Annotated in this window: 24 protein-coding genes and 1 tRNA gene; 17 read left to right on the forward strand and 8 right to left on the reverse strand. The window is 64.0% G+C overall.

The features are described from left to right. Window positions 1-92 precede the first annotated feature (92 nt). On the forward strand, window positions 93-968 hold the full coding sequence (hchA, locus tag J0X03_RS07825) for a glyoxalase III HchA (protein ID WP_160204409.1): 876 nt from the start codon (window positions 93-95) through the stop codon (window positions 966-968). After that, window positions 965-1,693, forward strand: coding sequence for a PA1136 family autoinducer-binding transcriptional regulator (locus J0X03_RS07830; protein ID WP_046687426.1), 729 nt, complete (start codon window positions 965-967; stop codon window positions 1,691-1,693). The genes hchA and J0X03_RS07830 overlap by 4 nt, the downstream gene beginning before the upstream one ends. Here the strand turns inward: J0X03_RS07830 and J0X03_RS07835 are convergent. After that, window positions 1,690-2,580 (reverse strand): LysR substrate-binding domain-containing protein, encoded by an 891-nt coding sequence (locus J0X03_RS07835; protein WP_046687425.1) that lies wholly within the window; start codon window positions 2,578-2,580, stop codon window positions 1,690-1,692. The two genes, J0X03_RS07830 and J0X03_RS07835, sit on opposite strands and share 4 nt — an antisense overlap. 129 nt (window positions 2,581-2,709) lie before the next feature. Here J0X03_RS07835 and J0X03_RS07840 point away from each other — a divergent pair, with 129 nt between their 5' ends. After that, window positions 2,710-3,282 (forward strand): hypothetical protein, encoded by a 573-nt coding sequence (locus J0X03_RS07840; RefSeq protein ID WP_160204408.1) that lies wholly within the window; start codon window positions 2,710-2,712, stop codon window positions 3,280-3,282. Between the two features lie 49 nt (window positions 3,283-3,331). Here J0X03_RS07840 and J0X03_RS07845 read toward each other — a convergent pair whose 3' ends face one another. Further along, a complete protein-coding gene (locus J0X03_RS07845) occupies window positions 3,332-5,038 on the reverse strand; it encodes a hemolysin (protein ID WP_142075756.1) in 1,707 nt (568 codons plus the stop codon). A 454-nt stretch (window positions 5,039-5,492) separates the two neighbouring features. Between J0X03_RS07845 and J0X03_RS07850 the strand changes: the two genes are divergently transcribed. Next, complete coding sequence (locus tag J0X03_RS07850) at window positions 5,493-6,383, forward strand: oxidoreductase (RefSeq protein ID WP_160204407.1); 891 nt, start codon at window positions 5,493-5,495, stop codon at window positions 6,381-6,383. A gap of 145 nt (window positions 6,384-6,528) precedes the next feature. On the opposite strand, the gene J0X03_RS07855 is transcribed toward J0X03_RS07850, so the two are convergent. The 3 genes from J0X03_RS07855 to dpiA all read right to left on the reverse strand — a co-directional run bounded on the left by J0X03_RS07855 (window position 6,529) and on the right by dpiA (window position 10,597). Then, window positions 6,529-6,604, reverse strand: a tRNA-Asn gene (locus tag J0X03_RS07855). Between the two features lie 114 nt (window positions 6,605-6,718). Then, window positions 6,719-9,808: a beta-galactosidase gene (locus J0X03_RS07860; protein WP_160204406.1), complete on the reverse strand. Its 3,090-nt coding sequence runs from the start codon at window positions 9,806-9,808 to the stop codon at window positions 6,719-6,721. A 102-nt stretch (window positions 9,809-9,910) separates the two neighbouring features. Then, window positions 9,911-10,597 (reverse strand): two-component response regulator DpiA, encoded by a 687-nt coding sequence (dpiA, locus tag J0X03_RS07865; RefSeq protein WP_160204405.1) that lies wholly within the window; start codon window positions 10,595-10,597, stop codon window positions 9,911-9,913. A gap of 313 nt (window positions 10,598-10,910) precedes the next feature. On the opposite strand from dpiA, the gene citC reads away from it, so the two are divergent. The 11 genes from citC to dhbA all read left to right on the forward strand — a co-directional run bounded on the left by citC (window position 10,911) and on the right by dhbA (window position 22,073). Continuing rightward, window positions 10,911-11,981 (forward strand): [citrate (pro-3S)-lyase] ligase, encoded by a 1,071-nt coding sequence (gene citC / locus J0X03_RS07870; protein WP_004940809.1) that lies wholly within the window; start codon window positions 10,911-10,913, stop codon window positions 11,979-11,981. Further along, window positions 11,981-12,289, forward strand: coding sequence for a citrate lyase acyl carrier protein (citD, locus tag J0X03_RS07875; RefSeq protein WP_046687418.1), 309 nt, complete (start codon window positions 11,981-11,983; stop codon window positions 12,287-12,289). Before citC ends, citD begins: the two co-directional genes overlap by 1 nt. After that, window positions 12,273-13,193: a citrate (pro-3S)-lyase subunit beta gene (gene citE / locus J0X03_RS07880; RefSeq protein ID WP_016927085.1), complete on the forward strand. Its 921-nt coding sequence runs from the start codon at window positions 12,273-12,275 to the stop codon at window positions 13,191-13,193. Before citD ends, citE begins: the two co-directional genes overlap by 17 nt. Beyond that, window positions 13,193-14,698 (forward strand): citrate lyase subunit alpha, encoded by a 1,506-nt coding sequence (gene citF, locus J0X03_RS07885; protein WP_028130661.1) that lies wholly within the window; start codon window positions 13,193-13,195, stop codon window positions 14,696-14,698. The genes citE and citF overlap by 1 nt, the downstream gene beginning before the upstream one ends. A 3-nt stretch (window positions 14,699-14,701) precedes the next feature. Next, window positions 14,702-15,250, forward strand: coding sequence for a citrate lyase holo-[acyl-carrier protein] synthase (gene citX / locus J0X03_RS07890; protein WP_160204404.1), 549 nt, complete (start codon window positions 14,702-14,704; stop codon window positions 15,248-15,250). After that, window positions 15,231-16,115 carry a triphosphoribosyl-dephospho-CoA synthase CitG gene (gene citG / locus J0X03_RS07895; RefSeq protein WP_103100978.1) on the forward strand — a complete coding sequence of 295 codons (885 nt, stop codon included), beginning with the start codon at window positions 15,231-15,233 and terminating at the stop codon, window positions 16,113-16,115. The genes citX and citG overlap by 20 nt, the downstream gene beginning before the upstream one ends. Window positions 16,116-16,140: 25 nt before the next feature. After that, complete coding sequence (locus J0X03_RS07900) at window positions 16,141-17,604, forward strand: anion permease (protein WP_033643712.1); 1,464 nt, start codon at window positions 16,141-16,143, stop codon at window positions 17,602-17,604. 146 nt (window positions 17,605-17,750) lie between these two features. After that, on the forward strand, window positions 17,751-18,980 hold the full coding sequence (gene agp, locus J0X03_RS07905; RefSeq protein WP_049204984.1) for a bifunctional glucose-1-phosphatase/inositol phosphatase: 1,230 nt from the start codon (window positions 17,751-17,753) through the stop codon (window positions 18,978-18,980). 161 nt (window positions 18,981-19,141) lie between these two features. Next, the gene (locus J0X03_RS07910) at window positions 19,142-19,834 is read left to right on the forward strand and encodes a 4'-phosphopantetheinyl transferase family protein (protein ID WP_160204403.1); all 693 of its coding nucleotides are present in this window, start codon (window positions 19,142-19,144) and stop codon (window positions 19,832-19,834) included. Between the two features lie 189 nt (window positions 19,835-20,023). Next, window positions 20,024-21,214 (forward strand): isochorismate synthase, encoded by a 1,191-nt coding sequence (locus J0X03_RS07915; protein WP_103100979.1) that lies wholly within the window; start codon window positions 20,024-20,026, stop codon window positions 21,212-21,214. A 100-nt stretch (window positions 21,215-21,314) separates the two neighbouring features. After that, the gene (gene dhbA / locus J0X03_RS07920; protein WP_033643707.1) at window positions 21,315-22,073 is read left to right on the forward strand and encodes a 2,3-dihydro-2,3-dihydroxybenzoate dehydrogenase; all 759 of its coding nucleotides are present in this window, start codon (window positions 21,315-21,317) and stop codon (window positions 22,071-22,073) included. Window position 22,074: 1 nt separating this feature from the next. Here the strand turns inward: dhbA and rarD are convergent, their stop codons facing one another. Next, the gene (gene rarD, locus J0X03_RS07925) at window positions 22,075-22,953 is read right to left on the reverse strand and encodes an EamA family transporter RarD (protein ID WP_033643705.1); all 879 of its coding nucleotides are present in this window, start codon (window positions 22,951-22,953) and stop codon (window positions 22,075-22,077) included. Between the two features lie 139 nt (window positions 22,954-23,092). Between rarD and alkB the strand changes: the two genes are divergently transcribed. Beyond that, window positions 23,093-23,740 carry a DNA oxidative demethylase AlkB gene (gene alkB / locus J0X03_RS07930; RefSeq protein WP_160204402.1) on the forward strand — a complete coding sequence of 216 codons (648 nt, stop codon included), beginning with the start codon at window positions 23,093-23,095 and terminating at the stop codon, window positions 23,738-23,740. On the opposite strand, the gene J0X03_RS07935 is transcribed toward alkB, so the two are convergent. Continuing rightward, window positions 23,723-24,658 (reverse strand): LysR family transcriptional regulator, encoded by a 936-nt coding sequence (locus J0X03_RS07935; protein WP_047574552.1) that lies wholly within the window; start codon window positions 24,656-24,658, stop codon window positions 23,723-23,725. The genes alkB and J0X03_RS07935 overlap by 18 nt on opposite strands. Window positions 24,659-24,743: 85 nt before the next feature. On the opposite strand from J0X03_RS07935, the gene J0X03_RS07940 reads away from it, so the two are divergent. Then, window positions 24,744-25,373: a serine-tRNA(Ala) deacylase AlaX gene (locus J0X03_RS07940; protein WP_033643701.1), complete on the forward strand. Its 630-nt coding sequence runs from the start codon at window positions 24,744-24,746 to the stop codon at window positions 25,371-25,373. 5 nt (window positions 25,374-25,378) lie between these two features. On the opposite strand, the gene J0X03_RS07945 is transcribed toward J0X03_RS07940, so the two are convergent. Beyond that, window positions 25,379-25,621 carry a hypothetical protein gene (locus J0X03_RS07945; protein WP_015378427.1) on the reverse strand — a complete coding sequence of 81 codons (243 nt, stop codon included), beginning with the start codon at window positions 25,619-25,621 and terminating at the stop codon, window positions 25,379-25,381. Between the last annotated feature and the right edge of the window lie 200 nt (window positions 25,622-25,821).

Raw genomic sequence — 25,821 nt, forward strand, 5'->3', positions numbered from 1 at the left:
TGCGAGGACGATTGAGGGATATCCCTCATTGCGGCCCCGCCGGCGGTTATTTAAGCTGAAAGAGAAATGCAACGGTGAATATGGAGATAATCATGACTGATTCAGTATCCAACGATCGTAATCCCACCCCGGATGTGGCGGAAGACAACGCGTTCTTCCCATCACCTTACTCCCTCAGCCAGTACACCTCGTCCAAAACCGACTTCACGGGCGCCAGCTACCCGAACGCCTATCGCGGCGGCAAGTGGAAGGTGCTGATGATCGCCTCGCAAGAGCGCTACCTGCTGATGCAAAACGGCAAGTTCTTCTCCACCGGCAACCATCCGGTCGAGATGCTGCTGCCGATGTATCACCTGGATCTGGCCGGTTTCGAGATCGACATCGCCACGCCGTCCGGCGATCCGGTGAAGCTGGAGATGTGGGCGTTCCCGCATGAAGACCCAGCGGTCAAGGCCACCTATGAGAAGTACCGCAGCCAACTCAAGCAGCCGAAAAAGCTGACGGAAGTCGTGAAGGAGCTGGATGGCGGCAACTATCTCGGCGTTTTCATTCCCGGCGGCCACGGCGTGCTCAACGATATCCCGTTCAGTGAAGAGGTGAAAAAGACGCTGCACTGGGCCCATGACAACGATCGCTACGTGATCTCGCTGTGCCACGGGCCCGCCGGTTTGCTGGCGGCGGGCATTGGCGAGAGCAAAGACGATTTCCTCTATCGCGGCTATGAGATGTGCGTGTTCCCGGATGCTCTCGATACCGGCGCCAACATCGACATCGGCTATATCCCCGGCCCGATGCCCTGGCTGGTGGGCGAACGCCTGCGTGAGCTGGGCGTGAAGATCGTCAATGCCGACATCACCGGCAAGGTGCATAAAGATCGGCGCCTGCTGACCGGCGACAGCCCGCTGGCTTCCAACAATCTCGGCAAACTGGCGGCAGAGACGCTGCTGGCCGACGTCGCCGCGCGATGAGCGACGAGATCGCGCAGCGCGCTTTCCAGACGGCGCTGGCGATGGACCACGAGCGAACCCTGTCCGCCATTCAGGGGCGGGTTCGCGCCTTCGCCGCGCCGTTCGGCTTCGATCGCTTTGTGCTGTTTTCCGCTTCCGCCACGGCGGAGGCGGGGATCGAGCATATCTATTGGGTCGAGGGCGACTGGTTCGGCGACGGCGAGGCCGTCGATGCGTTGACCTACGTGCGGCACTGCCCGGTGACCCGGCACATGCTGCGGGTCAGCGAGCCGTTTTTCTGGACCAAGACCCGGGCGCAGCAGGGAGAGCGCTACCGGATTGTGCGCACGCCGCGCGGCGCGGGCCTGCACGGCGTGCAAATCCCGGTGTTCGGCCCCGCCGGCCTGGAGGGTGCCGTCAGCCTGGGAGGCGAGCGCATCGACGCCTCGCCGCCGGTGCGGTTGGCGCTGTCGCTGGTGGGCACGGCGGCCTTTTTGGCGGCGCGGCGGCTGTTTGAACCGGCGGCCGGCAAAGAAGAAGGCCGGCTGTCGGCGCGCGAGCGTGAGGTGCTGAGCTGGACCGCCATCGGCCGGCGGCAGGCGGATATCGCCGCGATGCTCGGCCTGTCTGAACGCACGGTGGAAAACCACCTGCGCCGCATTCGCCGGCGCCTTGGCGCCGCCACCACCGCGCAGGCGATCAGCGTGGCGATCCGCCTGGGCGAAATTGCCCCCGAGAGCCGTTAGCCTGCCGCCATTTGCCGCAGCAGCCACTCGCGCAGCGCAATGATATCGGGGCGCTGCGCGGTCTCTTCGGTGGCCACCAGATAGTAGTTGGCGCCGGGTAACGCCATCTCGAACGGCGCGGCCAGCACGCCGCGTTGCAACAAATCGCGCGCCAGCAGCCGGCTGGCGATCACCACCCCCTGGCCGGCCACCGCCGCCTGCAGCGCATGGGTTTCGTCGCTGAAGGTCAGCCCGGCTTCCACGTTCAACCCTTCCGGCCCGTAGCGCCGCCGCCAGTTCTCCCAGGTCGGCGAGTCGGCGGGCACCTGCCGATGCGCCACGTGAAACAGCGTCACCCGCTGTAAATCCTCGATGTGCGCCAGCGCCAGCGCCGGGCTGGCGACCACGATAAAGCGATCCTCATGCAGCAGGGTGCAGTGCAGATCGCTTTCCGGCGTTTCACGGTAGCGGATGGCGACGTCCACGGTGCGTTGGCTGAGATCGACCCGCTCGACGCTGGTGTGCAGGCGCAGATCGATGGCGGGAAACTCCGCCTTGAAATCCGCCAGGCGCGGCACCAGCCAGTGGGTGAGAAAATTGGAGGTGGTGGTGACGGTCAGCGCCGGCGGCTGCCGGGCGCGGGTGATTTGGGCGACGGACTGTTCCAGCGCGGCAAAGGCGCGCTGGGTGCCGGCATACAGGATCTCGCCGGTCTCGGTCAGGCTGACGCCCTGCGCGCTGCGCTCGCACACCCGGCATTCCAGCACCGATTCCAGCAGCTTGATCTGGTGGCTGACCGCCGTCGCGCTCACGCCCAGCGCCTCGGCGGCCAGTTTGAAGCTGCGGCAGCCGGCCACGGCGTGGAAAGCGCGCAGCGCGCCCAGCGGCGGCAAACGGGGTTTTCTCATGGCTGAGTTATTCTCATCTAAGGCTGAAAACTATGAGTTTGTCTGACCGATTATACAAGAGATAGGCTACTGACATGTGAACAGGGAAATGAATTTATTTCATCATTTCCACCCTATCGGGAGTGAGCGATGAGCCTTTCTATCAACAACGGCGCCCTGGGCGCCATGACACACACGGGAACGGCGGCGAGCGCCCTGGCGCTCAGCGTGCCGGTCGCGGCGGGCGCTTTGCTGCTGGAGGCGGAGAGCCTGCAGGGCATCGGCGCGACCCTGATGCTGCTGACGGCATTGGCGCTGGCGTTTCTCGGCGGCGCCGCACTGGCCCGCTGGCAGCCGCTGCGGAACCGGCTTGCGCTGGCTATGCTCCGCCACGGCTTTTTGCTGGCGGCGGCGGGATGGCTATTCACATTGCTGATGCTGTTCGGCGGCCATGACTGGCCGGCTCTGCTGGCGGGCATCGCCCTCGGCGGCCTGGGGCAGGGCGTTGCCTACCGCACGGCGGTGGAGGAGAAAGCGGCGTTCGCTGTGGCGTGCAGGCTGACGACTGTGGTGACTATCGTGGCCGTAGTGATTGCCGCTTCGCTGGTGCAAACCTACGCCGCGCCGGGCGTGAGGGGAAGCTGTTTCGCGCTGGCGTTGCTGGTCGATCTGGCGTTGCTGGGGGCGTTGCTGGCGCGGGTGGCGGAGCGGGATGGGGCATGAGCCGTCGCGCTGCAGGTAAACAACCCGCCGGTAAACCGGCGGGCTTCGCTTAGGCGGCCGCCAGTTCTTGCGGCGTAACGGTTTGCAAACCGACAAGCTGAATGGCCGGCTGCTCCAGATTGATGCCAAAGTATCCTTGATCCCAATTGTAGATATTGACGACGTGCTGATTGAGTGCGCTTTCGCCCTGCATGAATATCGACAGATCCTGCGTATGGGTTTGCGCGTTGTAGTTCAGTGAGAAGCTGCTGTTTGATCCTTCGGCGCCGAAGGCCAGCAGGTGGTTGTCGATAGACAGAGAGGAGGCCTGTAAAAAACCCAGCTCGAAGCTGTCGTCGATGTAGATATTGTGGGTCTGCTTCACGGGAATATTCAGCAGGCTGTTGGGGAAGGGCACATCGTTGGACAGCATGCTCAGGTTCACGCCGAGATAATCCTGCGGCGCGCTCCCTCCCGGCGCAGTGGTATAACCGTGCTCGAAACGAATCTCGCTGGAGCCTTTACCCAGGCTGACCTCCAGGCCGTTGGCCGGCGTCAGCACCCGATCGTTAAAGGTGACGTTGTCCTTAAAGTCGGTCAGTTTCACCGCTTCGATGTTGTACAGCCCGTCCTTAAAGCCATACAGCCCGATGCCGTTTTTCTCGATCACCCCGCGTCCGCCGTAGCTGCCCTGGGCGTCAAACTTCAGGTTTACCCCGTGCGACAGGCTGGAATAATCGACCGTATCATGGCCGCTGCCGCCGTCGATCACCGTCCAGCCGTAGTTGCCGGCGTTGTTTTGCCAGCCGCGCGGCACGCTGATGGTGTCGTCGCCGCTGCCGGTGTTAACGGCGATATTGCCGAACGCCAGCGTGAAATCATCGTCATGCAGCGTACCGACGCGGTACAGATTCGGCGTGGACAGCACGTCGGCAATGTCGTTGAAAATCGCCGAGCCGATATCCAGCTTGCCGGGAATGAGGCTGCCGCCGCCGGTCACGCTGCTGCCGTAGGATTCGGTGTAGAAATCACGCGCCGCTTCGGCGGCCAGGCGGATGGTCTCGTGGCCAATGCCGAGGGTGGTCAAATAGGTGGGCACTTCGCCTGCCAGCAGCGTTTCAACCACGTAACTGAGGTTTTTCATCTGCATGGAGACCTGCGCCGCCGCAATCAAATCGTAGGTGCCGCTTTCGACCTTAAAAGGCGAGGTGTCGTTGGTGGCCACCCATTCGGTAAAGAACGAGGTATCGCCTAAATAAGAGAACAGCGTGGTGCCGGCCCAGGGGGAATAGTTGGGGGCGCCGGTCGAGGAGGCGTCGGTGAACACTTCGGACGCCGCCGCGCCGGCGTCGATCAGGCCGACCTCGTGAATGTCCGGCACTTTGGCGCTGCTGGGCGGGGCATCCGGCAGCGGCGCGTTGGGATCGCTGCTCAGATCGACGCCAAACAGCGTTTTGGCGAAGTTTTTGGCGATGTTGTCGGAGGCATTCTGAATGCGCGCCTCCCAGTCATCGGGCACATGCCCGGTGCGCAGCTCATACTGCAGCTTGGTTTGGTCGCGAATGTAATGGGCAAACGCCCCCTGATTCGAGTTCACGCCATAGGCGCCTTTGATCCAGGTATACACCGCGATATCCACGCCCTCAATGGGTTGGTTTGCATGGTTGGGATCGGTGAGCGCATCGACGGATGCGGCATATACCGCTGGCCAGTCGCCGGCTTTGGCGGCCTCCCAAATCGCTTGCAGTTTTTCTCGGTCGGTAATGACGTAAGCCATATAAACACTCCTTGTTGCTGAGAGATTGCTGTGAAATTCAACATGATGAATGGAAGCGCGCGATGGAATAAAACCGAAACCCGAACAGCCAGAAACGCGCATGCCGCGATCTGCAGCGAACGATGGGCGGCAGGCGCCCATAGCGAAAGGATAGACGCAACTTGCTGAGCGAGAGAGTTTGGCTTATCGATTGTTTTTTCAGGATTATTGCTGTAAATCGGCGGGTAAATCCGCGTATTGGCGTCAGGAAGGCATTTTCGTCAGCTCGGTTAGGAATCTTCTTAGGTAAAAGAGTGGGTTTCGCTAGGGGGAGGGGCCGGATAGTTTCCGACAGCTGCGTTTATCTCCTTGCCGCCGTATCATTTACCTTGGCGCCCGCTTATCCTGCATCAGCATTAGCGCGTAACAGAAACCGCGGGCTGATGAACGGTTAATCCAACCTGGAGGACTCGCTATGTCCGATCGCCCTACTATTGCGCTTATCGGCCCCGGCGCCATCGGCACCGCCATCGCTGCGGCGCTTCATGAAGTGGGCCGCACGCCGCTGCTTTGCGGGCGTACGGCCCATCCGCAATTAATTCTGCGCCACGATGAGGGAGAAGTGGTGGTGCCGGGGCCGGTTTTAAGCGATCCGCGTACCGTCGCCCATCCCTACGATCTGGTTTTTGTCGCCGTAAAAACCACGCAGGTGGCCGACAGTGCGGGCTGGCTGGCGGCGTTGTGCAATAAAAACACCGTCGTGTGTGCGCTGCAAAACGGCGTCGAGCAGCAATCTCTGCTGGCGCCTTACGTCAATGGGGCGACGGTGCTGCCCTCCGTGGTGTGGTTTCCGGCGCAGCGCGAGCAAGATGCGTCCGTCAGGCTACGCGCCACGCCGCGCCTGACACTGCCGGATGCGCCACAGGCGCAAGCGATCGCCGACGCGCTCAGCGGTTCACGCTGTGCGGTTGAGCTGTCATCGGATTTTCTCTCGATTGCCTGGCGTAAGCTGTTGCAGAATGCGGCTGCGGGGCTGATGGTGCTGGCCAATCGCCGCGCAGGCATGTTTTCGCGCGCCGACATAATGCAACTGGCCCTGGCTTATCTGCGTGAATGCCTGGCCGTCGCGCGCGCGCAGGGTGCGGTGCTTCACGATAACGTGCCGGAGGCGATCGTGGACGGCTTTCAGCGTGCGCCCGCGGATTTGGGCACCTCTATTCTTGCCGACCGGCAGGCCAACCGGCCACTGGAGTGGGACATACGCAACGGTGTCGTGCAGCGTTATGGGCGCTTGCAGGGCATCCCTACGCCGATTAGCGATATCCTGGTGCCGCTGCTGGCGGCGGGCAGTGAAGGGCCGGGGTGATAGCCGGCGGCGCAGGCGTTCGTCGGGCAAGGGTATTTTCGCTGTCAATACGGTTGGCATTCAGACAGCCGGTTGCCTGCCGCAGCCCAAACCCGCCAACAGCAAAAAGCCCGCTCAGGTTTCCCTGAGCGGGCTTCTCTAAATATGGCTCCTCTGACTGGACTCGAACCAGTGACATACGGATTAACAGTCCGCCGTTCTACCGACTGAACTACAGAGGAATCGTTTGAACGGGGCGAATAATAGCGAGGCGCCGTCGGCATGTCAAAGGCGGATTACACATTCTGTGACTGTTTGCTTACAGAATGCGCAACCCGTTGAGTTTTTTGGCAGATTTAGCCCTCTGGCGCCCGCTGCAGGCGCAGCTGATAGCGGTAAACGCCGGCGGTGAGCAGGTAATCCCGGTGCACGCTCGGGCTCCAGGAGTCGTCACCGCCTACCCCCATATGGAAACCGTCCAGGTGCAGCCAGGTGCCTGCTTCCGGCTGCAGCAGATGCTGGTGGCTGCAGGCCATCAGCTGTTGCAGGCCGAAGCGGCTGAGCGAGAAGTGGAAGCGGCCGTCGATGCGCCAGCCGCCGTAGCGCAGGCTGCGGGTGTCGCAGCGCAGGCCGTTTTCGCCGGGGAAAATATACGGCGTGTGCAGATCCGCCAGCGGCAGGCGCCAGCGCCCGTGCTGCGCGGCCAGGCGGCGATCCGGGTAGTTCTCGTGCGGGCCCAGACCCAGCCATTCCGCCTGCGGCTGCACCGTCGCCAGTTGGCAGTGCAGGCCGATGCGCGCCGGCGGCGGCAGGGCGTCGGCCACCTCGACCTCCACGTTCACGCTCACCGCGCCCAGCGCGTCGAACAGCCACTGCTTGCGGCTAATCAGCAAAATCTGCCCGTCCACGCCGAACTGGTGTTCGCTCACCACCCGCACGCCGTTTTGCAGCGCATCGGCCTGCAACTGCGTGCAGCGCTCTTCCAGCCGGTACAGGCCCGCCAGCTTCCAGCGTTCGATCCAGGCGTTGGGATCGATATGGTCCGCTTCGCTGACGCCGATGTCGTTATCGATCGGCGCGCGCGCAAAACCGTCGCGCAGCGGCGTCAGCAACTGCGGCTGCTCATTCTGCCACCACTGCGTCAGGTGGCCGCTGCTGCGCTCGAAGCGCCAACGCTGGTCGCCGTGGGTGAGCGTCAGCCCCTGATCGTCTTCAATCAGCATTGGCGGCACGCCCTGCGCCGGCGGCGGCGCGGGATGCAGCGCGCGCGGCACCCGCCACTGATCCCAGGCGCAGCGGTGGTGCGCTTCGGACCAGTCGGTGGCCTGCGGCTGCACTACCTCCACGTTCAGCCACAGCTCGCCGGGCTGATGCAGCATCGGCAGCCGGTCGAGCAGGGTGAAGCGAGTGCTGCCCTGCGGCGGCAGCGCCAGATCGAAGCTGCCGCTGGCGCGTTCCACGCCGTCCAGCTCCAGCCGCCAGTTGAGCTGTTCGTTGTCGGTGTGGCGGAACAGGTAATCGCTGGTGACGGTCAGCGTCAGCGAGGCGGCGTCGAAGGCGAAGCGGAACAGCTGCTGTGCCCGCTGCGCTTCGAACAGCGCCGGGTGCGGGGTGCGATCCGCGAACACCAGCCCGTTCAGGCAGAACTGGCGATCGTTGGGGGTGTCGCCGAAGTCGCCGCCGTAGGCCCAGAACTCTTGGCCGTGCTCGTCGCGTTTGATCAGCGCCTGATCGACCCAGTCCCAGACAAAGCCGCCCTGCAGGCGCGGATGTGCGTGGAACGCGCGCCAGTAGCGCTCGAAACCGCCGAAACTGTTGCCCATCGCGTGGGCGTATTCACACAGGATCAGCGGGCGCGGCTCCTCCGGCAGGCCGATCCACTTGCCGATCGCCCATTTGGGCACTGCCGGGAACGGCTGATCCTGATCCACTCGCGCATACATCGGGCAGATGATGTCGGTGGCGGCGGTGTCGGCGCCGCCACCTTCATATTGCACCGGGCGGGTCGGATCCTGGCTTTTCACCCAGCGGTACAGCGCGTCGTGGTTCGCGCCGTGGCCGGACTCGTTGCCCAGCGACCAGATAATGATGCAAGGATGGTTGCGATCGCGTTGCACCATGCGGGTGACGCGCTCGCTCATCGCCGGCAGCCACAGCGGATCGTCAGCCAGGCGGTTCATCGGCTGCATGCCGTGGGTCTCGATATTGGCTTCGTCCACCACGTACAGCCCGTAGCGATCGCACAACCGGTACCAGAGCGGGTGGTTGGGGTAATGCGAACAGCGCACCGCGTTGAAGTTGTGCTGCTTCATCAGCAGGATGTCGTGGCGCATCGTCGCCTCGTCCATCACCTGGCCGTGGCGCGGATGATGCTCGTGGCGGTTAACGCCGCGGATCAGCAGCGGCTGCCCGTTGAGCTTCAACAGCCCGCCGCTGATTTCCACCTGGCGGAAGCCGACGTCATAGGCCTCCACCTCGATAATCTCCCCTTCGGGTGAGAGCAGGGCGACGGTGGCGCGATACAGCGCGGGCGTTTCGGCGCTCCACAGCGCCGGGCGTTCCACCGGCAGGCGCAGGGTGACGCGATCGTCATAGGCGCCGCGCTCGTCCACGATCTCGCTGCCGAGCGGCTGGGTGCGTTCGGCCACCCGCGTGCCGTCGCGCCACAGCTGAACCTGCACCTGCAGCGGGCCGGGCCGGCTGGCGCGCGCCGTCACCACCAGTTCGCCGCGGGTAAAGCGGTCATGCAGCGGCGTGGTGATGCGCACATCGCTCAGGTGGGCGGCGGGTTTGTGCAGCAGGCTGACGTCGCGGAAGATGCCGCTCATGCGCCACATGTCCTGATCTTCCAGGTAGCTGCCGTCGCACCAGCGCAGCACCATCACCGCCAGCCGGTTTTCACCCGGCCGCAGCCACGGGCTGAGATCGAACTCCGCCGGCAGGCGGCTGTCCTGCGAATAGCCGACCCAATGGCCGTTGCACCATAAATAGAACGCCGAGTTGACGCCGTCGAAGATGACGCGCGTCTGGCCGGCGGCCAGCCAGGCCGGATCGACGCTGAAGGCGCGCGAGTAGCAGCCGGTCGGGTTGTCTTCCGGCACGCGCGGCGGATCGACCGGGAACGGGTAGCGCACGTTGGTGTAGATCGGCGCGTCGTAGCCGGCAAGCTGCCAGTTGCCCGGCACCGCCAGCGGGGCGGCGTCCGGCAGATCCTGCTGCAGCCAGCTCTCCGGCGCGGCCTCTGGGCGCGGGAAATAGCTGAAGCGCCACTCGCCGTTCAGCGATCGGCGGCTGGCGCTGGGGGCGTCGTCGCGCGCGTCTTCCACCGTGCGCCAGCTGGCGAACGGCGGGTGGGCGTCCAGCCGGCGGTAGTGGGTGCAGGCGGGGTTTTGCCAGTCACGGCGGGCGAGGATCTCGGTCAGGGAAGCTAGGGGCGCAGCAGGCATCGGCGATCGTCCAGTCGGCTAGGTGATGCTCACCAAGATGCTGACCGGCGCATAAAAAGTAAAGCGGTTACACGCAACCTTGCAAGGGCGATCAAATAACCGTTAATGCGGCTCGTCGGCGCGATAGATCCGCTGTGGGCGGCCTACCTTGCCGTAAATGATCTCGGCGCGCAGCTGCTGCGCGGCGGTGCAAAACTCCAGATAACGGCGCGCGGTGGTGCGGCTGAGCCCCATTTTTTGCGCAACGCTTTCAGCGGTGTGCCGCGCGGCGGGTTCGGCGAACAGCGCGCGGACCTTGCTCAGCGTCAGCTCGTCGATGCCGGCGGGCAGCGCCGCCTGCTGCTCGCTGCGGGCGTAGGTATTGAACATCTCGTCGATGCGGCGCTGGTTGAGGCGCGCTTTGTCCTTCAACGCTTCGCGGCGCTGGCTGAAGCGCAGCAGCGTCTGGCTCAGCCGGTCATAGGCCAGCGGTTTGATCAGGTAGTCGAACACGCCGTAGCGCAACGCCTCGGCCACGGTGGCCATGTCGCTGGCGGCGGTGATGAACACGATGCCGCCGCGATACCCGCTCAGCGTCAGTTCGCGCAGCAGGGTGATGCCCTGGCCGTCCGGCAGAAAGTTGTCCAGCAGGATCAGATCCGGCTTGAAGCGTTCGGTCATGGCGCGCGCCTGCGCCAGCGTGCCGGCCAGCCAAATCTGGCGGCAGCCGCCGTTCTGGCGGATAAACTCCGCGTGCATCTCCGCCAGCGGCGTTTCGTCTTCAACGATCAGGATGTTCAGCCATTCCATAGTGCGACCCGTAATTGCAATAAAAATGCTAAGTGAATGTAAGTGAATTGCGGCGCCAAATAAAGATTATCTCAATAATAAACACCATAAGATTAATTAAGCAAATAAAGAACATTAAATAACTTATTAACCGGGATCGGTTTGTGAAATAGGTCAATAATCCGCGTTTTTTTTCTGCTTACCATGGGTTTATCGAACGAGGGGATGATTTTATCTTCATGGTTTTTAAGGTTTTAATTGCCATTTCTGATGTTAATTAAAATGCCTTTTTGTATTTCATTTGTTGTTTGCCAGTTAACCCAGAGAGCGTGTTATGTTAGGCGATGCCGTATTTAATCGGGTAAAGCGATCGGATCATAAAGCGATTTCGGAAATAAGCGCCTTCTTGCGCAGTAACGATCTGAATATCGATACCACGGTTGAAATATTTATTACCGTTACCCAGCACGACAAATTGGTCGCCTGCGGCGGCATCGCCGACAATATTATCAAATGCGTCGCCATCAGCCCGCTGATGCGCGGCGAAGGGTTGGCGCTGGCGCTGGCGACCGAGCTGGTGAACCTGGCCTACGAGCGCCACCACACCCAGCTGTTTATCTACACCAAGGTGCAGAACGAGCCGCTGTTCCGCCAGTGCGGTTTCTACCCGATCGCCACCGTGCCGGGCATCGTGGTGCTGATGGAAAACAGCCCGTGCCGCCTGAAGCGCTACGCCGCCCAGCTGGCGAGCCAGCGCCGGCCGGGCGACACCATCGGCAGTATCGTGATGAACGCCAACCCCTTCACCCGCGGGCATCAGTATCTGGTGCGTCAGGCGGCCAAGCGCTGCGACTGGCTGCACCTGTTTCTGGTGAAGGAAAACACCTCGCGCTTCAGCTATGAAGACCGGCGCCGGCTGGTGCTGGCCGGCACCGCCGACATCCCCAACCTCACGGTACACGAAGGCTCGCAGTACGTGATCTCGCGCGCCACCTTCCCCTGTTACTTCATCAAGGACCAGGGCGTGGCCGACGACTGTTACACCGAAATCGATCTGAAGATCTTCCGCCAGTATCTGGCGCCCGCGCTGGGCATCACCCACCGCTTCGTCGGCAACGAGCCGTTCTGCGCGGTGACCGCGAAATACAACCGCGACATGCGCTACTGGCTGGAAACGCCGGCGCTGCCCAGCCCGCCGATCGCGCTGGTGGAAATCGAGCGTTTGCAATATCAGGGCACGGCGATCTCCGCCTCCTGGGTGCGCAAGCTGCTGGCGGCGGGGGACTTCCACGCCGCCGCGCCGCTGGTGCCGCCGGACACCCTGTACTACCTGCAGGATCTGCAAACGCAGCGCCGGGCCAAGGCGGCCCCGCATCCTTTTGAGTCCGCACAATCAGGTGAATGATGAAAATTATCCGAGAAGCAATGGCCGGCACGCTGGAATCCAGCGATGTCATGGTGCGCATCGCGCCCGCCGAGGGGCCGCAGCACGATCTGTTGATCGCCAGCAGCGTGGAAAAACAGTTCGGCGCGGCGATCCGCCGCACCCTGCTGGAGGTGCTGCAGCGTTATGAGGTGGAGCCGGTGCAGGTGATCGTCGACGACAAAGGGGCGCTGGACTGTGTGCTGCGCGCCCGGCTGGAAACCGCGCTGATGCGCGCCTGCGAGAGCGGCCAACTGCCGTGGGAGGCGAAAGATGAAAACGCTGAATAAAACCCGGCTGCGCCGCAGCATGCTGTTCGTTCCCGGCGCTAACGCGGCGATGGTCAGCAACGCCTTTATCTATCAGGCCGATGCGCTGATGTTCGATCTGGAAGACTCGGTGATCCTGCGTGAAAAAGACGCGGCGCGCCGGCTGGTGTACCACGCGTTGCAGCATCCGCTGTACCAGGAGGTGGAAACCATCGTGCGCGTCAATGCGCTCGATTCCGCCTACGGCCTGGCGGACCTGCAGGCGGTGGTGCGCGGCGGCGCGGACATCGTGCGCCTGCCGAAGACCGACAGCGCGCAGGACGTTGTTGACATGGAGCGCGAGATCGCCGCCATCGAGGCGGCCTGCGGCCGGCCGGTAGGCAGCACCGGGCTGCTGGCGGCGATCGAATCGGCGCAGGGCATCACCAACGCGGTGGCGATCGCGCACGCTTCGCCGCGTCTTATCGGCATCGCGCTGGGGGCGGAAGACTATGTGCGCAACCTGCGCACCGAACGCTCGCCGGAGGGCATTGAGCTGCTGTTCGCCCGCTGCTCGCTGCTGCAGGCGGCGCGCGCCGCCGGCATTCAGGCGTTCGACACCGTCTACTCCGACGCCAACAACGAGGCCGGTTTCCTGCAGGAGGCGGCGCTGATCAAACAGCTCGGCTTCGACGGCAAATCGCTGATCAACCCGCGCCAGATTGAGCTGCTGCACAACCTGTACGCGCCGACCGCCAAAGAGGTGGCGCACGCGCAGCGGGTGGTGGACGCCGCCGAAGCGGCGGAGCGGGAAGGGCGCGGCGTGGTGTCGCTCAACGGAAAAATGGTCGACAGCCCGGTGATTGAACGCGCCCGGCTGGTGCTGGAGCGCGCCGCGCTGTCCGGCTTACGGGAAGAACCGGCGCAGCACGGGGAGGAAGCATGATGAACCGCCAACAACGATTGATGACCTTCGCCAACCCGGCGGATCTGCCGGGCTATCAGGACGTGTCCAAAGCCAATCTGCAGGCGCGTAAACCGCGCGATCTCAAGCTGTGCGACTCCTTGCAGGAAGCGGTGCGCCGCAGCGGGCTGCAGGACGGCATGACCATCTCGTTCCACCATGCGTTTCGCGGCGGCGATCTGGCGCTCAATCAGGTGATGGAGACGCTGGCGGCGATGGGGTTCCGCAACCTGACGCTGGCCTCCAGCTCGCTGACCGACTGCCATGCGCCGTTGGTTGAGCATATCCGCCACGGCGTGGTGAGCCGCATTTACACCTCCGGGCTGCGCGGCCCGCTGGCGGACGCCGTATCGCGCGGCCTGCTGGCGGAGCCGGTGCAAATTCACTCGCACGGCGGCCGGGTCAATCTGATCGAATCCGGCGAGCTGAAGATAGACGTGGCCTTCCTCGGCGTGCCGGCCTGCGATGAGTTCGGCAACGCCAACGGCTACAGCGGTGAAGCCTGCTGCGGCTCGCTCGGCTATGCGCGGGTGGACGCCGAGGCGGCGGGCACCGTGGTGCTGCTGACCGAGCAGCTGGTGCCGTATCCGCATCATCCTGCCAGCCTGGCGCAGGATCGGGTGGATCTGATCGTGCAGCTGGAGCGGGTGGGCGACGCCGACAAGATCGGCGCAGACGCCACGCGCATGACCTCGAACCCGCGCGAGCTGCTGATCGCCCGTCGCGCCGCCGAGGTGATCGCCGGTTCCGGCTACTTCACCGAAGGGTTCTCGCTGCAAACCGGCACCGGCGGCGCCTCGCTGGCGGTGACCCGTTTCCTGGAGGACAAGATGCGCGCCCGCGGCATTCGCGCCGCGTTCGCCCTCGGCGGCATCACCTCGACCATGGTGGATCTGCACGAGAAAGGGTTGATCGGCAAGCTGCTGGACGTGCAGAGCTTCGATCGGGCGGCGGCGACCTCGCTGGCGCGCAACCCGCGCCATATCGAAATCAGCGCCAATCAGTACGCCAACTTCAGCTCCAAGGGCGCGTCGGTCGATCGGCTCGACGTGGTGGTGCTGAGCGCGCTGGAAATCGACACCGGCTTCAACGTTAACGTGCTGACCGGCTCCGACGGCGTGCTGCGCGGCGCGTCCGGCGGCCACTGCGACACCGCCGCCGCCGCGCGGCTGGCGATCATCGTCGCGCCGTTGGTGCGCGGGCGCATCCCGACGCTGGTGGAACAGGTGACCACCTGCGTCACGCCGGGCTCCAGCATCGACATTCTGGTGACCGACCACGGCATCGCCGTCAACCCGGCGCGGCCGGAGCTGGCGCAGCGCCTGCGGGAGGCCGGGCTTGAGGTGGTGAGCATCGACTGGCTGCGCGCCCGCGCGCTGCAGCTGACCGGCGAACCGCAGCCGATCGCGTTTACCGACAAGGTGGTAGCGGTGGTGCGCTACCGCGACGGCTCGGTGATCGACGTGGTGCATCAGGTGGCGGAGTAAACGATGGCCGCCGTCGATCCTCAACTGGCCGCCGAACGTGCGGTCAGCCTGCCGGAGCTGCTCACCAGCCGCGAATGCCGTCAGGCGCGCCAGCAGGCGTGGCTGGCGCAGCACGAGTGCACGCTGCTGGTGCTGACGCTGGTGGTGCCCGGCCCGGTGAAGGACAGCGCGCTGACGCGCGGCATCTTCAACCTGGGGTGGGCGACGCTGCTGCGACTGTGCGCCGAACAGGGTTGGCCCAGCCCGCAGGCCGAGGCGCTGGCGCTCGCCACCGGTTGCGAAGGGTTTGTGGCGCTGCGCGCCGATGCCCAGCGGGTGAAGGACTGCGCCATGCAGCTGGAGGTGAGCCGCCCGATCGGCCGGCTGTGGGATATCGACGTGCTGGATACGCAGGGGCGCATTTTGTCGCGCCGCGACATCGGCCTATCGGAACGGCGCTGCCTGCTGTGCGGCCAACCGGCCAAGATCTGCGCCCGCCAGCGGCGGCACAGCAGCGAGCAGCTGCTGCATGAAATGGAAAGGATGTTCAACGATGCGATCTCTGCCGATTAACCTGCCCGCCCACCGTGCCGAACCGGCCTGCGATTTCGCCCGCGCCGCTTTCCGCGCGCTGCTGGTAGAAGTCAACCTCACGCCCAAGCCGGGGCTGGTGGATCGCCATAACACCGGCGCCCACCGCGACATGGATCTCGGGCACTTCTATCGCAGCGCCCGCGCCATCGGCGTGTGGCTGCCGCGTTTTATCCAGCGCGGACGGGAAGACGCGGCTTTGCCGGCAGAGCGGCAGCTGGCGCGGCTGCGGCCGCTCGGCCTGGCCTGTGAAAACCAGATGTTTCGCGCCACCGGCGGCATTAACACCCACAAGGGCAGCGTGTTCTCACTCGGTTTGCTGTGCGCCGCCTTCGGCCGCCTGCAGCAGCAGGGCCGGGCCATCAGCGCCGCATCGTTATGCGCCGAAGTGGCGGCGATGTGCCGAGGGCTGGTGGACAGCGAACTGCGATGCAACAACGCCGGGCAGACCGCCGGCCAGCGCTTGTTCGCTGCGTATGGCCTCAGCGGCGCGCGCGGCGAGGCGGAATCCGGTTTTCGGTTGGTGCTTGACGGCGCGCTGCCGCTGTATCGGCAACGGCTGGCCGCCGGCGGCGACGAACAGCGGGCGCTGCTGGACAGCCTGCTGTGGCTGATGGCCCACAACGATGACACCAACGTCGCCTCGCGCGGCGGCCTGCGCGGGCTGCGCTGGCTGCGGCGCCGGGCGGCTTTACTGCTGGCGCAGGGCGGCTCGGCGGGGGAGGCGGGCCTGGCGCGCCTGCGGCGCTTCGATGCCGATTGCATTGCCCGCAACCTCAGCCCCGGCGGCAGCGCCGACTTGTTGATAGTGACCTGGCTGCTGGCGCAGCTGGGTGCCCAAGAATAATAACCAAGCCTTCAGGAGAGTCCCTATGTCCCAAACCCAGGAAAAGATCTGGAAAGCGATAGCGCCGCTGGCGGTGCTCGCGATCCTGTTATTGATACCGGTGCCCGACGGCATGCCGCCGCAGGCGTGGCACTATTTCGCCATCTTTGTGGCGATGATCGTCGGCATGATTCTGGAGCCGATCCCGGCCACCGCCATCAGTTTTATCGCGGTGACCGTCAGCGTGCTGAGCGCCAACTGGGTGCTGTTCGGCGCGCAGGAACTGGCGGAGCCGGGCTTCAAGGCCGGTAAAGAGGCGCTGAAATGGGGGCTGGCGGGCTTCTCCAGCACCACCGTCTGGCTGGTGTTCGGTGCTTTTATCTTCGCGCTGGGCTACGAGGCCACCGGGCTGGGGCGGCGCATCGCGCTGTTCCTGGTGAAATTCATGGGCAAGCGCACGCTGACGCTGGGCTATGCGGTGGTGATCATCGATATCCTGCTTGCGCCGTTCACGCCGTCCAACACCGCGCGCACCGGCGGCACGGTGTTCCCGGTGGTGAAAAACCTGCCGCCGTTGTTCGATTCCTTCCCTAACGATCCCTCTTCGCGCCGCATCGGCGGCTACCTGATGTGGATGATGGTGGTCGGCACCAGCATCAGCTCCTCGATGTTCGTCACCGGCGCCGCGCCGAACGTGCTGGGCATCGAGTTCGTCGGCAAGATAGCCGGGGTGCACATCAGCTGGATGCAGTGGTTCCTGGCATTCCTGCCGGTCGGCCTGCTGCTGCTGATCATCGCGCCGCTGATCTCCTACTACCTCTACAAACCGGGCGTGACCCACAGCAGCGAAGTGGCCGCCTGGGCGAATACCGCGCTGGGGGAAATGGGCAAGCTGACGCGCAAGGAGTACACCCTGATCGGCCTGGTGCTGCTCAGCCTGTGCCTGTGGGTGTTCGGCGGCAAGGTGCTGGACGCCACCGCGGTGTGCCTGTTGGCGGTGTCGCTGATGCTGGCGCTGCACGTGGTGTCGTGGAAAGACATTACCAAATACTCCAGCGCCTGGAATACGCTGGTTAACCTGGCGACGCTGGTGGTGATGGCCAACGGCCTGACGCGCTCCGGCTTTATCGACTGGTTCGCCCAGACCATGAGCACCCACCTGGACGGCTTCTCGCCGAACATGACGGTAGTGGCGCTGGTGCTGGTGTTCTACTTCGCCCACTACCTGTTCGCCAGCCTGTCGGCGCACACCGCCACCATGCTGCCGGTGATCCTGGCGGTCGGCAAAGGGTTGCCGGGCGTGCCGATGGAGCAGCTGTCGATGCTGCTGGTGCTGTCGATCGGCATCATGGGCGTGCTGACGCCGTACGCCACCGGGCCAGGGGTGATCATCTACGGCTGCGGCTATGTGAAGTCGAAAGACTACTGGCGCCTGGGGGGCATTCTCGGCGTGGTGTACATCGCCGCGCTGCTGCTGATCGGCTGGCCAATCATGAGCCTGTGGTACTGAGTTGACGCACAGCGGCCGCCGCCCGGTGGCCGCTGGTACGATCTTTTCCCGTGAACCCTGTCACACACTTGTCACACTAACCCCGCCATCATACGCAGGCAAACGCTAACACCTTAAAAATAATCATTTTCCGGGAGCCTCTGCGGATGAGAAAAAAAACGTTATTGCTGTGCCTGCCTTTGTTATTCACCGGGAACGCGCTGGCGGACGCCGGCGGTTATCAACTGGAACAGGTGCTGGTGATGAGCCGCCATAACCTGCGTGCACCGCTGGCCAACAACGGCAGCGTGCTGGCGCAGTCCACGCCGAAGGCCTGGCCGGCCTGGGAAACGCCGGGCGGCCAGCTGACCACCAAGGGCGGGGTGCTGGAAGTGTATATGGGGCACTACTTCAACGCCTGGCTGAAGCAGACCGGCCTGTTGCCGCAAGAGGGCTGCCCGACCGCCGGCAGCGTATACGTTTACGCCAACAGCCTGCAACGCACGGTGGCCACCGCGCAGTTCTTCAGCAACGGCGCGTTCCCCGGCTGCGACGTCAGCGTGCACCATCAGGACAAGATGGGCGAGATGGATCCGACTTTCAACCCGATCATCACCGACACCGGCGAAGCCTTCAACCAGCAGGCGCTGGCGGCGATGAACGCCGCGCTGGGATCGCTGAAGCTGGACGCTTCTTACCAACAGCTGGCGAAGATCATCGACTACAAGGATTCCGCCGCCTGCAAGACCGACAAACACTGTGACCTGACCAAAGAAGCCAGCGTGATGAGCGCGGTGCCGGGCAAAGAGCCGGGCGTCTCCGGCCCGCTGCGGGTGGGCAACTCGCTGGTGGACGCCTTTATGCTGCAGTACTACGAAGGTTTCCCGATGAAAGAGGTGGCCTGGGGCAAAATCGCCACGCCGCACCAGTGGCAGCAGCTGGCGCAGTTGAAAGACGGCTATCAGGATTCGCTGTTCACCTCGCCGGTGGTGGCGCAGAACGTCGCCAAGCCGCTGCTGACCTACATCAACAACGCGCTGCTGGGCGAGCGCAAACCGGACGCGCCGAAGCTGACGGTGCTGGTGGGCCACGACTCCAATATCGCCTCGCTGCTGTCGGCCATGCAGTTCCAGCCGTATCAGCTGCCGCAGCAGTACGAGAAAACGCCGATCGGCGGCAAACTGGTGTTCCAGCGCTGGCGCGACGCGCAGAACGACCGTGAATTGCTGAAGATCGAGTACGTCTATCAGTCCACCGAGCAGTTGCGCAAGGCGACGCCGCTGACGCTGCAAACCCCGCCGCAGCGCGTGACGCTGGCGCTGAAAGGCTGCCCGATCGATAAAGACGGCTTCTGCGCCTGGAGCGATTTCGAGAAGACCATGAAAGGCATCTTGTAATGCCCGGCCTCTCTCCCGAATGCGGGGGAGAGGCCTTTTCCCACTTCGCCCAACGCGCCGCCGCGCGGGACTTAACGCCATTTATTTTGCCCAGGGTCATTGTTGCAGGCCGTTTCGGGGGCTAACATCATCAGCCTGCCTGCTTATCATGGATACCGCCGTTGCCTACTTTTATCCGCAATATCGAATTTTTCACGCCGGACGGCTATCCGGGCCAGGTGGCGCGCTGCCAGTTTGCGCTGGCGGAGTATCGCGACGACAGTTTTCCCGAGGCGGGCTTTACGCTGCCGGACCACCTGGCGCGCGCGGTGCCGAAACGCCGTGCGGAGTATCTGGCCGGGCGTGTGCTGGCGCGACAGCTGCTGGCGCCGCTCGGTTTCGCCGATTTCACCCTGGCGCGCGGCGAAGATCGCGCGCCGCAGTGGCCGCCGGGCATCGCCGGGGCGCTGAGCCATAATTCGCATACCGCGCTGTGCGCCGTACACCGAGAGAGCGGGCTGGGCGGCGTTGGGCTGGATGTGGAGACGCTGCTGTCCGTGGCGCGAGCGGAGGAGCTGTGGAACGCGATCGTTTCACCGGTGGAGCGCGAGACGTTGCTGGGCGAAACGCTGCCGTTCAACGAGCTGCTGACGCTGACGTTTTCCGCCAAAGAGAGCCTGTTCAAAGCGCTGTACCCGCAGGTGCGCCGATATTTCGATTTTCTTGATGCGCGGATGGTGGCGGTGGATGCGCAGCGGCAGACGTTCGAATTGGCGCTGCTCACCACGTTGACGCCGCATTGCTGCGCCGGACGGCGTTTCGCCGGGCGGTTTTGGCGTGAAGGTGACGATGTCACGACTTTTATTTTTTGCTAAAACACAATAATAACAGTGTGTTATTTCTTGTTGTGGCGTAACGCGAATTTGCCGCGGCGTGCGGAAAGATTCATTCATCGGAGATTGACCGACGGTGGGGATCCGGTGTAATTTACCCACCCTTTACAGCTAATGATAATTATTCGCATAAACATTATCATTGGTGAGGCGCAACAAAGGAGTGGTCTTGTGGCGACACTGACGACAGAAAACCAAACCTTCTCCGGGTTTGAGTACGCCGAACAATCGACCTTTTTGTACCGGTCTGAATTCCGTTCCCTCTCCGCCCACGGCGTGTTTGAGCGTATCGAGACGCCGGCGTTCGGCGGCGAGCAGGAAGGCAGCGCGCTGGCGCAGCATATTCGCCAGGCGCTGGCGCGCGCCAAAGCCGCCGGCCAGGCGGCCCCGGTGGTGGTGGGCGCCATTCCGTTCGACACGCGCCGGCCTTCCTGCCTGTATATACCTGAAGAAAGCCGATTCGTCGCCAACGACAGCTTTATCCGCGCCGCGCGCCCGATGCTGCAACAGCCGCATCGCCTGGTCGCCTGCACCAGTATTCCAGACGAACCGCGATTCAAACACGCGGTCGCGGAAGCGGTCAGCCGCTTTAAACAAGGCAAGCTGGACAAGGCGGTGCTGTCGCGCATCCTCGATATCGAGCTGGAGCAGCCGGTGGCCGGCCACCGGATCCTCAATAACCTGATGGTGCAGAACCCGACCGGTTACCACTTCTCCCTGCCGCTGGCCGATGGCAGCGTGTTGATCGGCGCCAGCCCTGAACTGCTGATCCGCAAGCAGGGCGGCGAGATCCACACCAATCCGCTGGCGGGCTCGGCGCGCCGACAGGACGATCCGCAGCAGGATCGCCTCGGCAGCGAGCGCCTGATGCGCTCGACCAAAGACAAATACGAACACAAGCTGGTGATCGACGACATTCGCCGCCACCTGGCGCCATTGTGCGCCACCCTGAGCGTACCCAGCGGCCCGTCGCTGCTCAGCACCGGCACCATGTGGCACCTGTCCACCCGCATTCGCGGCGAGCTGCTGAACCCGAATCTCAACGTGATGCAGCTGGCCTGCCTGCTGCATCCGACGCCGGCGCTGTGCGGCTTCCCGACCGAAAGCGCCCGCCAGCTGATCGCCGCTCTGGAACCGCACGATCGCGGCTTGTTCAGCGGCATTGTCGGCTGGTGCGACGCCAACGGCGACGGCGAGTGGGCGATCGTCATCCGCAGCGGGCTGCTGCGCGGCAACCGGGTGCGGCTGTTCGCCGGCGCGGGCATCGTCGCCGCCTCGACGCCGCAGTCCGAGTGGATGGAAACCACCGCCAAACTGGGCACCATGCTCAACGCTTTCGGCCTGAACAGCGGCGCGCTGTAGGCCTCTTTGCGGCGCAGTCCGCGCCGCGTCATAGCCTTTCGCAGGAGACAACGATGAACAACAACATGACCCGGCGGTGCGCCCGGATGGCGGTGCGCGCATGAGCATTCAGATGGATTTCACCGGCAAACGCGTGTGGGTGACCGGCGCGGCGCGCGGCATCGGCGAGCAGATCGCCCGCCACTTTTTGACCCAGGGCGCCGAGGTGGTGGGGTTTGACCGAGAATTCGCCAATCCGGATCTGCCTTACCCCTGCGTGACGTTGGACATCAGCCGGCCGGAGCTGGTGGAGGCGGTGTGCCGCCAACAGCTGGCGGAGAACCCGCGACTGGACGTGTTGGTCAACGCCGCCGGTATTCTGCGCATGGGCAATACCGAAGATCTGAGCGTGGATGACTGGCACCAGTGCATCAACGTCAACGCCTCGGGGGCGTTTTACCTGTTTCGCGCCGTGCTGCCGCACTTCAAGGCGCAGCGCAGCGGGGCGATCGTCAGCATCGGCTCCAACGCCGCGCACGTGCCGCGCGCGCAGATGGCGGCCTACTGCGCCTCCAAGGCGGCGCTGACCAGCCTGAACCACTGCGTGGGGTTGGAGATGGCGCCGTTCGGCGTGCGGTGCAATCTGGTGTCGCCGGGCTCGACCGACACGCCGATGCAGCGCGGCATGTGGCAGACCGACGATGCGCAGCAACGCACCATCGCCGGCTTCCCCGAGATGTTCAAGCTGGGGATCCCGCTGGGTAAAATCGCGCGTCCGGACGAGATCGCCAACGCGGTGCTGTTCCTGGCCTCGGATTTGGCCAGCCACATCACCATGCAGGACATCGTGATCGACGGCGGCGCCACGCTGGCCGCCTGAGTCAGACCCGCTGGCGGCGCAGCAGGTGCCGCGCGCCCTCCGCCGCCAGCAGCAGCACCGCCAGCCAGATCGCCAGATAGGTTGGCCATTCGCTTTGGCTGATGCTCTCGCCGAGCAGCAGCGCGACGAGCACCAGCAGCACCGGTTCCACATAGCTCAGCAGGCCGAACAGGCTGAACGGCAGCATGCGGCTTGCGAGGATGTAACACACCAGTGCCACGGCGCTGATGACGCCGAGCAGCGGAATGCGCCAATACAGCTCGGCATTGATCTGCAGCGCCGCCGCGCCGCCGTCGCCGAAGGCGAACCAGGCCGCCGCCGGCAGCATCAGCGTCAGCTCGCACCACAGGCCGCCGAGATTGTCGGTGCCGAAACGCCGCCGCAAAATAAAGTAGAGCGGATACCCTAGCGCTACCACCAGCGTCGGCCACGATACGCCGCCCGCCTGATACAGCTCATTGCCCACCCCCGCCACGGCGCACGCCACCGCCAGTTTTTGCAGCAGCGACAGCCGATCGCGGTAGATCAAACGGCCCGCCAGCACCATGGTCAGCGGCAGCAGAAAATAGCCGAGCGACACGTCGAGCGCCTTGCCGTGCAGCGGCGCCCACAGGAACAGCCACAGCTGCACCCCCAGCAGCGCCGAGGTGAGCAGCAGGCCCAGCAGACGCGGCGGCCGTTGGCCTATCCCGACCAGCGTGTCGCTCACCTTGCGCCAATCGCCAGACAGCGCCATGAACAGCGTCAGGAACGGCAGCGTCAGCAGCGTGCGCCAGCCGTAGACCTGTTCGCCGTTCAGCGGGGTGAGGGTAGAGGTGAAGTAATACATCGCGCCGAACAAGATGGAGGCGACGACCGAAAGAGTGATGCCCTTAATCACACGCATTCCTGGTGAGTGATTGATTTTATGGCGGCTACTGTAGAGAAATTTGCCGCCAACGACAATGGCGCAGCCGGGCGCTGGACAATCGGCGGCGTCGGGTTACAATGGATACTGTGTATTCATACAGGTTTTGGCGATGACAATCGATCTTTTTGAAGACGCGCTGCCGCCGCCGTGGCGTGAAGAGATCGCCCCCGGCGCGGTGGTGATGCACGGCTTTGTGCGCGATCACGGGCCGGCACTGCTGGCGGCGGTGCGGGGCGTGGTGGCGCAGGTGCCGTGGCAGCATTTGACCACCCCCGGCGGGCACGTGATGTCGGTGGCGATGAGCTGGTGCGGCAACGGCTGGACCAGCGACAGCCGCGGCTACCGTTACTCGGAACGCGACGCGCGCAGCGGCAAACGCTGGCCGCCGATCCCACCGCTCCTGATGGCGTTGGCGGACGAAGCCGCGCAGCAGGCGGGCTTTGGCCCCTTCGTGCCGGATTCCTGTTTGATGAACCGTTACGATCCGGGCAGCAAGCTGTCGCTGCATCAGGATAAAGACGAGCACGACTTCGGCGCGCCGATCGTCTCGGTGTCGCTCGGGTTGCCGGCGGTATTTCAGTTCGGCGGGCTGCAACGCAGCGATCGGGCGCGGCGCATCCCGCTGGCGCACGGCGACGTGGTGGTGTGGGGCGGCCCGTCGCGGCTCTGTTTCCACGGCATCCTGCCGGTCAAGGAAGGCTACCACTCGCTGGTGGGGCCGCACCGCATCAACATCACGCTACGCAAGGCGCTTTAGCTGCGGCTCCTGCGCCAGGCAGGCGACGAGATAGTCGATAAACACCCGCAGTTTGGGCGGCAGATACTGGTTGGGCGCGTAAAGCAACCACAGGCCGCCGTGATAGCTGCTGAGGAAATCCCATTCCGGCAGTACCTGCACGATCTCGCCCTCGTCGAGCGCCTGGCGGGCGGTAAAGTACGGTAGGCTGCCGATGCCGATATGCCGTTTCACCGCGTCCAGCCGCACGCCGGTGTGGTTGGCGGCGTAGCGGCCGCGCACCTTGACCGTCACCGTTTTGCCGCTGCGGCGGAACTTCCATTGCGCGTCGCTCGGCGTTTCTCCCAGATAGATGCAGCTGTGCGCCGCCAGATCGTGCGGGTGCTGCGGCGCGCCGTGCTGCGCCAGATAGTGCGGCGTGGCGCACAGCAGGTGGTCTATTCGCATCAGCTGACGGCCGATCAAGCCCGGCGACGGGCGATCGGTAATGCGTAGCGCCAGATCGACGCGGTCGTCGATCAGATCCATATAACGATCTTCCAGCCGCAGCCTCACGTCCACCTTCGGATAACGTCGCAGGAACGCCGGCATGTGCGGATGCAGCACGAAACGGCCTACCGCCTTGGGCACGCTGACGCTGACCAGCCCTTCGGGCTCTGCGGCGCCGCGCCCGCCGATCGCCATCACCGCGTCGGCCGCCGCCAGCAGGGTGCGGCAGTGCGCAAACGCCTCTTCGCCGCTTTCGCTCAGCCGCAGTTTACGGGTGGTGCGATGCAGCAGCTGCAGCGCCAGCGCCTGTTCGAGCTTCGCCACGCTGCGGCTGACGGCGGAAGGTGAAGCGCCCAGTTTGCGGGCGGCGGCGGAAAAGCTGCCGCTCTCCACGACCTGGACGAAAACGGCCATTTCGGCCAACAGCGCGTAAGAAAGATTTGTGCTCATGACGCAAAGGTCCATTGTGATGGCGACGGATTATGCTCCGATTATGACATGAATATAATGGCTCTTCGAACCGAGGAGAAAAATGATGACCGAGCGACGTTATTACTACAGCGACGATTTACAGGGCCAGGCGCAGGTATTGAGCTGTGAGCCGGCCGAGGCGGGCGCTTACGCCGTGGAACTGGACGCCACGCTGTTTCACCCGCAGGGCGGCGGGCAGCCGGCCGACGTGGGAGCGTTGAACGGCGTCACCGTGTTGCGGGTGCAGCAGCAGGGGGATAGGGTGTTGCACTATACCGCGGCGCCGCTGCCGATCGGGCCGGTCAATATGCAGGTCGACGAAGCGCAACGCCGGCTGCACGCCCGCTGGCACTCCGGCGGCCATCTGATCGGCTGGCTGGGGGAAACCCGCGGTTGGCGGCCGATGAAAGCGCATCATTGGCCGGGAGAAGGGCGCATCACGTTCACGCCGGGGCCGGACGTACAGACGCTGGAGGCGGCGTTTTTACACGCGGAGCTGGCGCGCCTGATCGCCGCCGATTTGCCGCGTCGCCAACAGGCGGTGGACGGGATGCGCCAGATCGGTTTCGGCGATCTGCCTGCCTACGGTTGCGGCGGCACGCATGTCGCCACGTTGGGCGAGGTGGGCGCGATCGCGATTACCGGCGTAAAGATGAAGAAAGGGCAGCTGATCGTGCAGTATGCGCTGGAATAAAAGCGTCAGCGCCCGGCCTGCCGCAGCTGGGTGCAGAAGGCGCACTGGCATCCCGCCACCGGCACCGCCTCACAGCGGCCGATATTCACCGGCTGGGCATCCATAGCGTGAAAGCCGTAAAACAGATTTTCGATGTTCTGTTCCGCCGCACGCGCCTGTTCGGTGCGTGGCTCGGGCACTTTTGACTGAAACGCCGCAGCCTTGCCGGCCAACAGGCTGAGAAACAGCAGCGACAGCTGGATTTTCATCGTCGTCTTCCCTTTACTTTTTTTGATACGTTATAACAAAACCAAAGCGCCGCCAAGCGCCGCTCTCGCGCTCGGCGCCCGCCGGCGCGTGAGCCGGTGCGGTGAACGCCCGAGCTTAATTCTGGTTACTCATTGATTTTATTGAAATTGATGAAATAGTCAGATGCCATCATCCAGGGCATGACAGGGCAGCCAATATT

This window comes from Serratia ureilytica (assembly GCF_017309605.1).
In the GTDB taxonomy this organism is placed as follows: Bacteria; Pseudomonadota; Gammaproteobacteria; order Enterobacterales; family Enterobacteriaceae; genus Serratia; species Serratia ureilytica.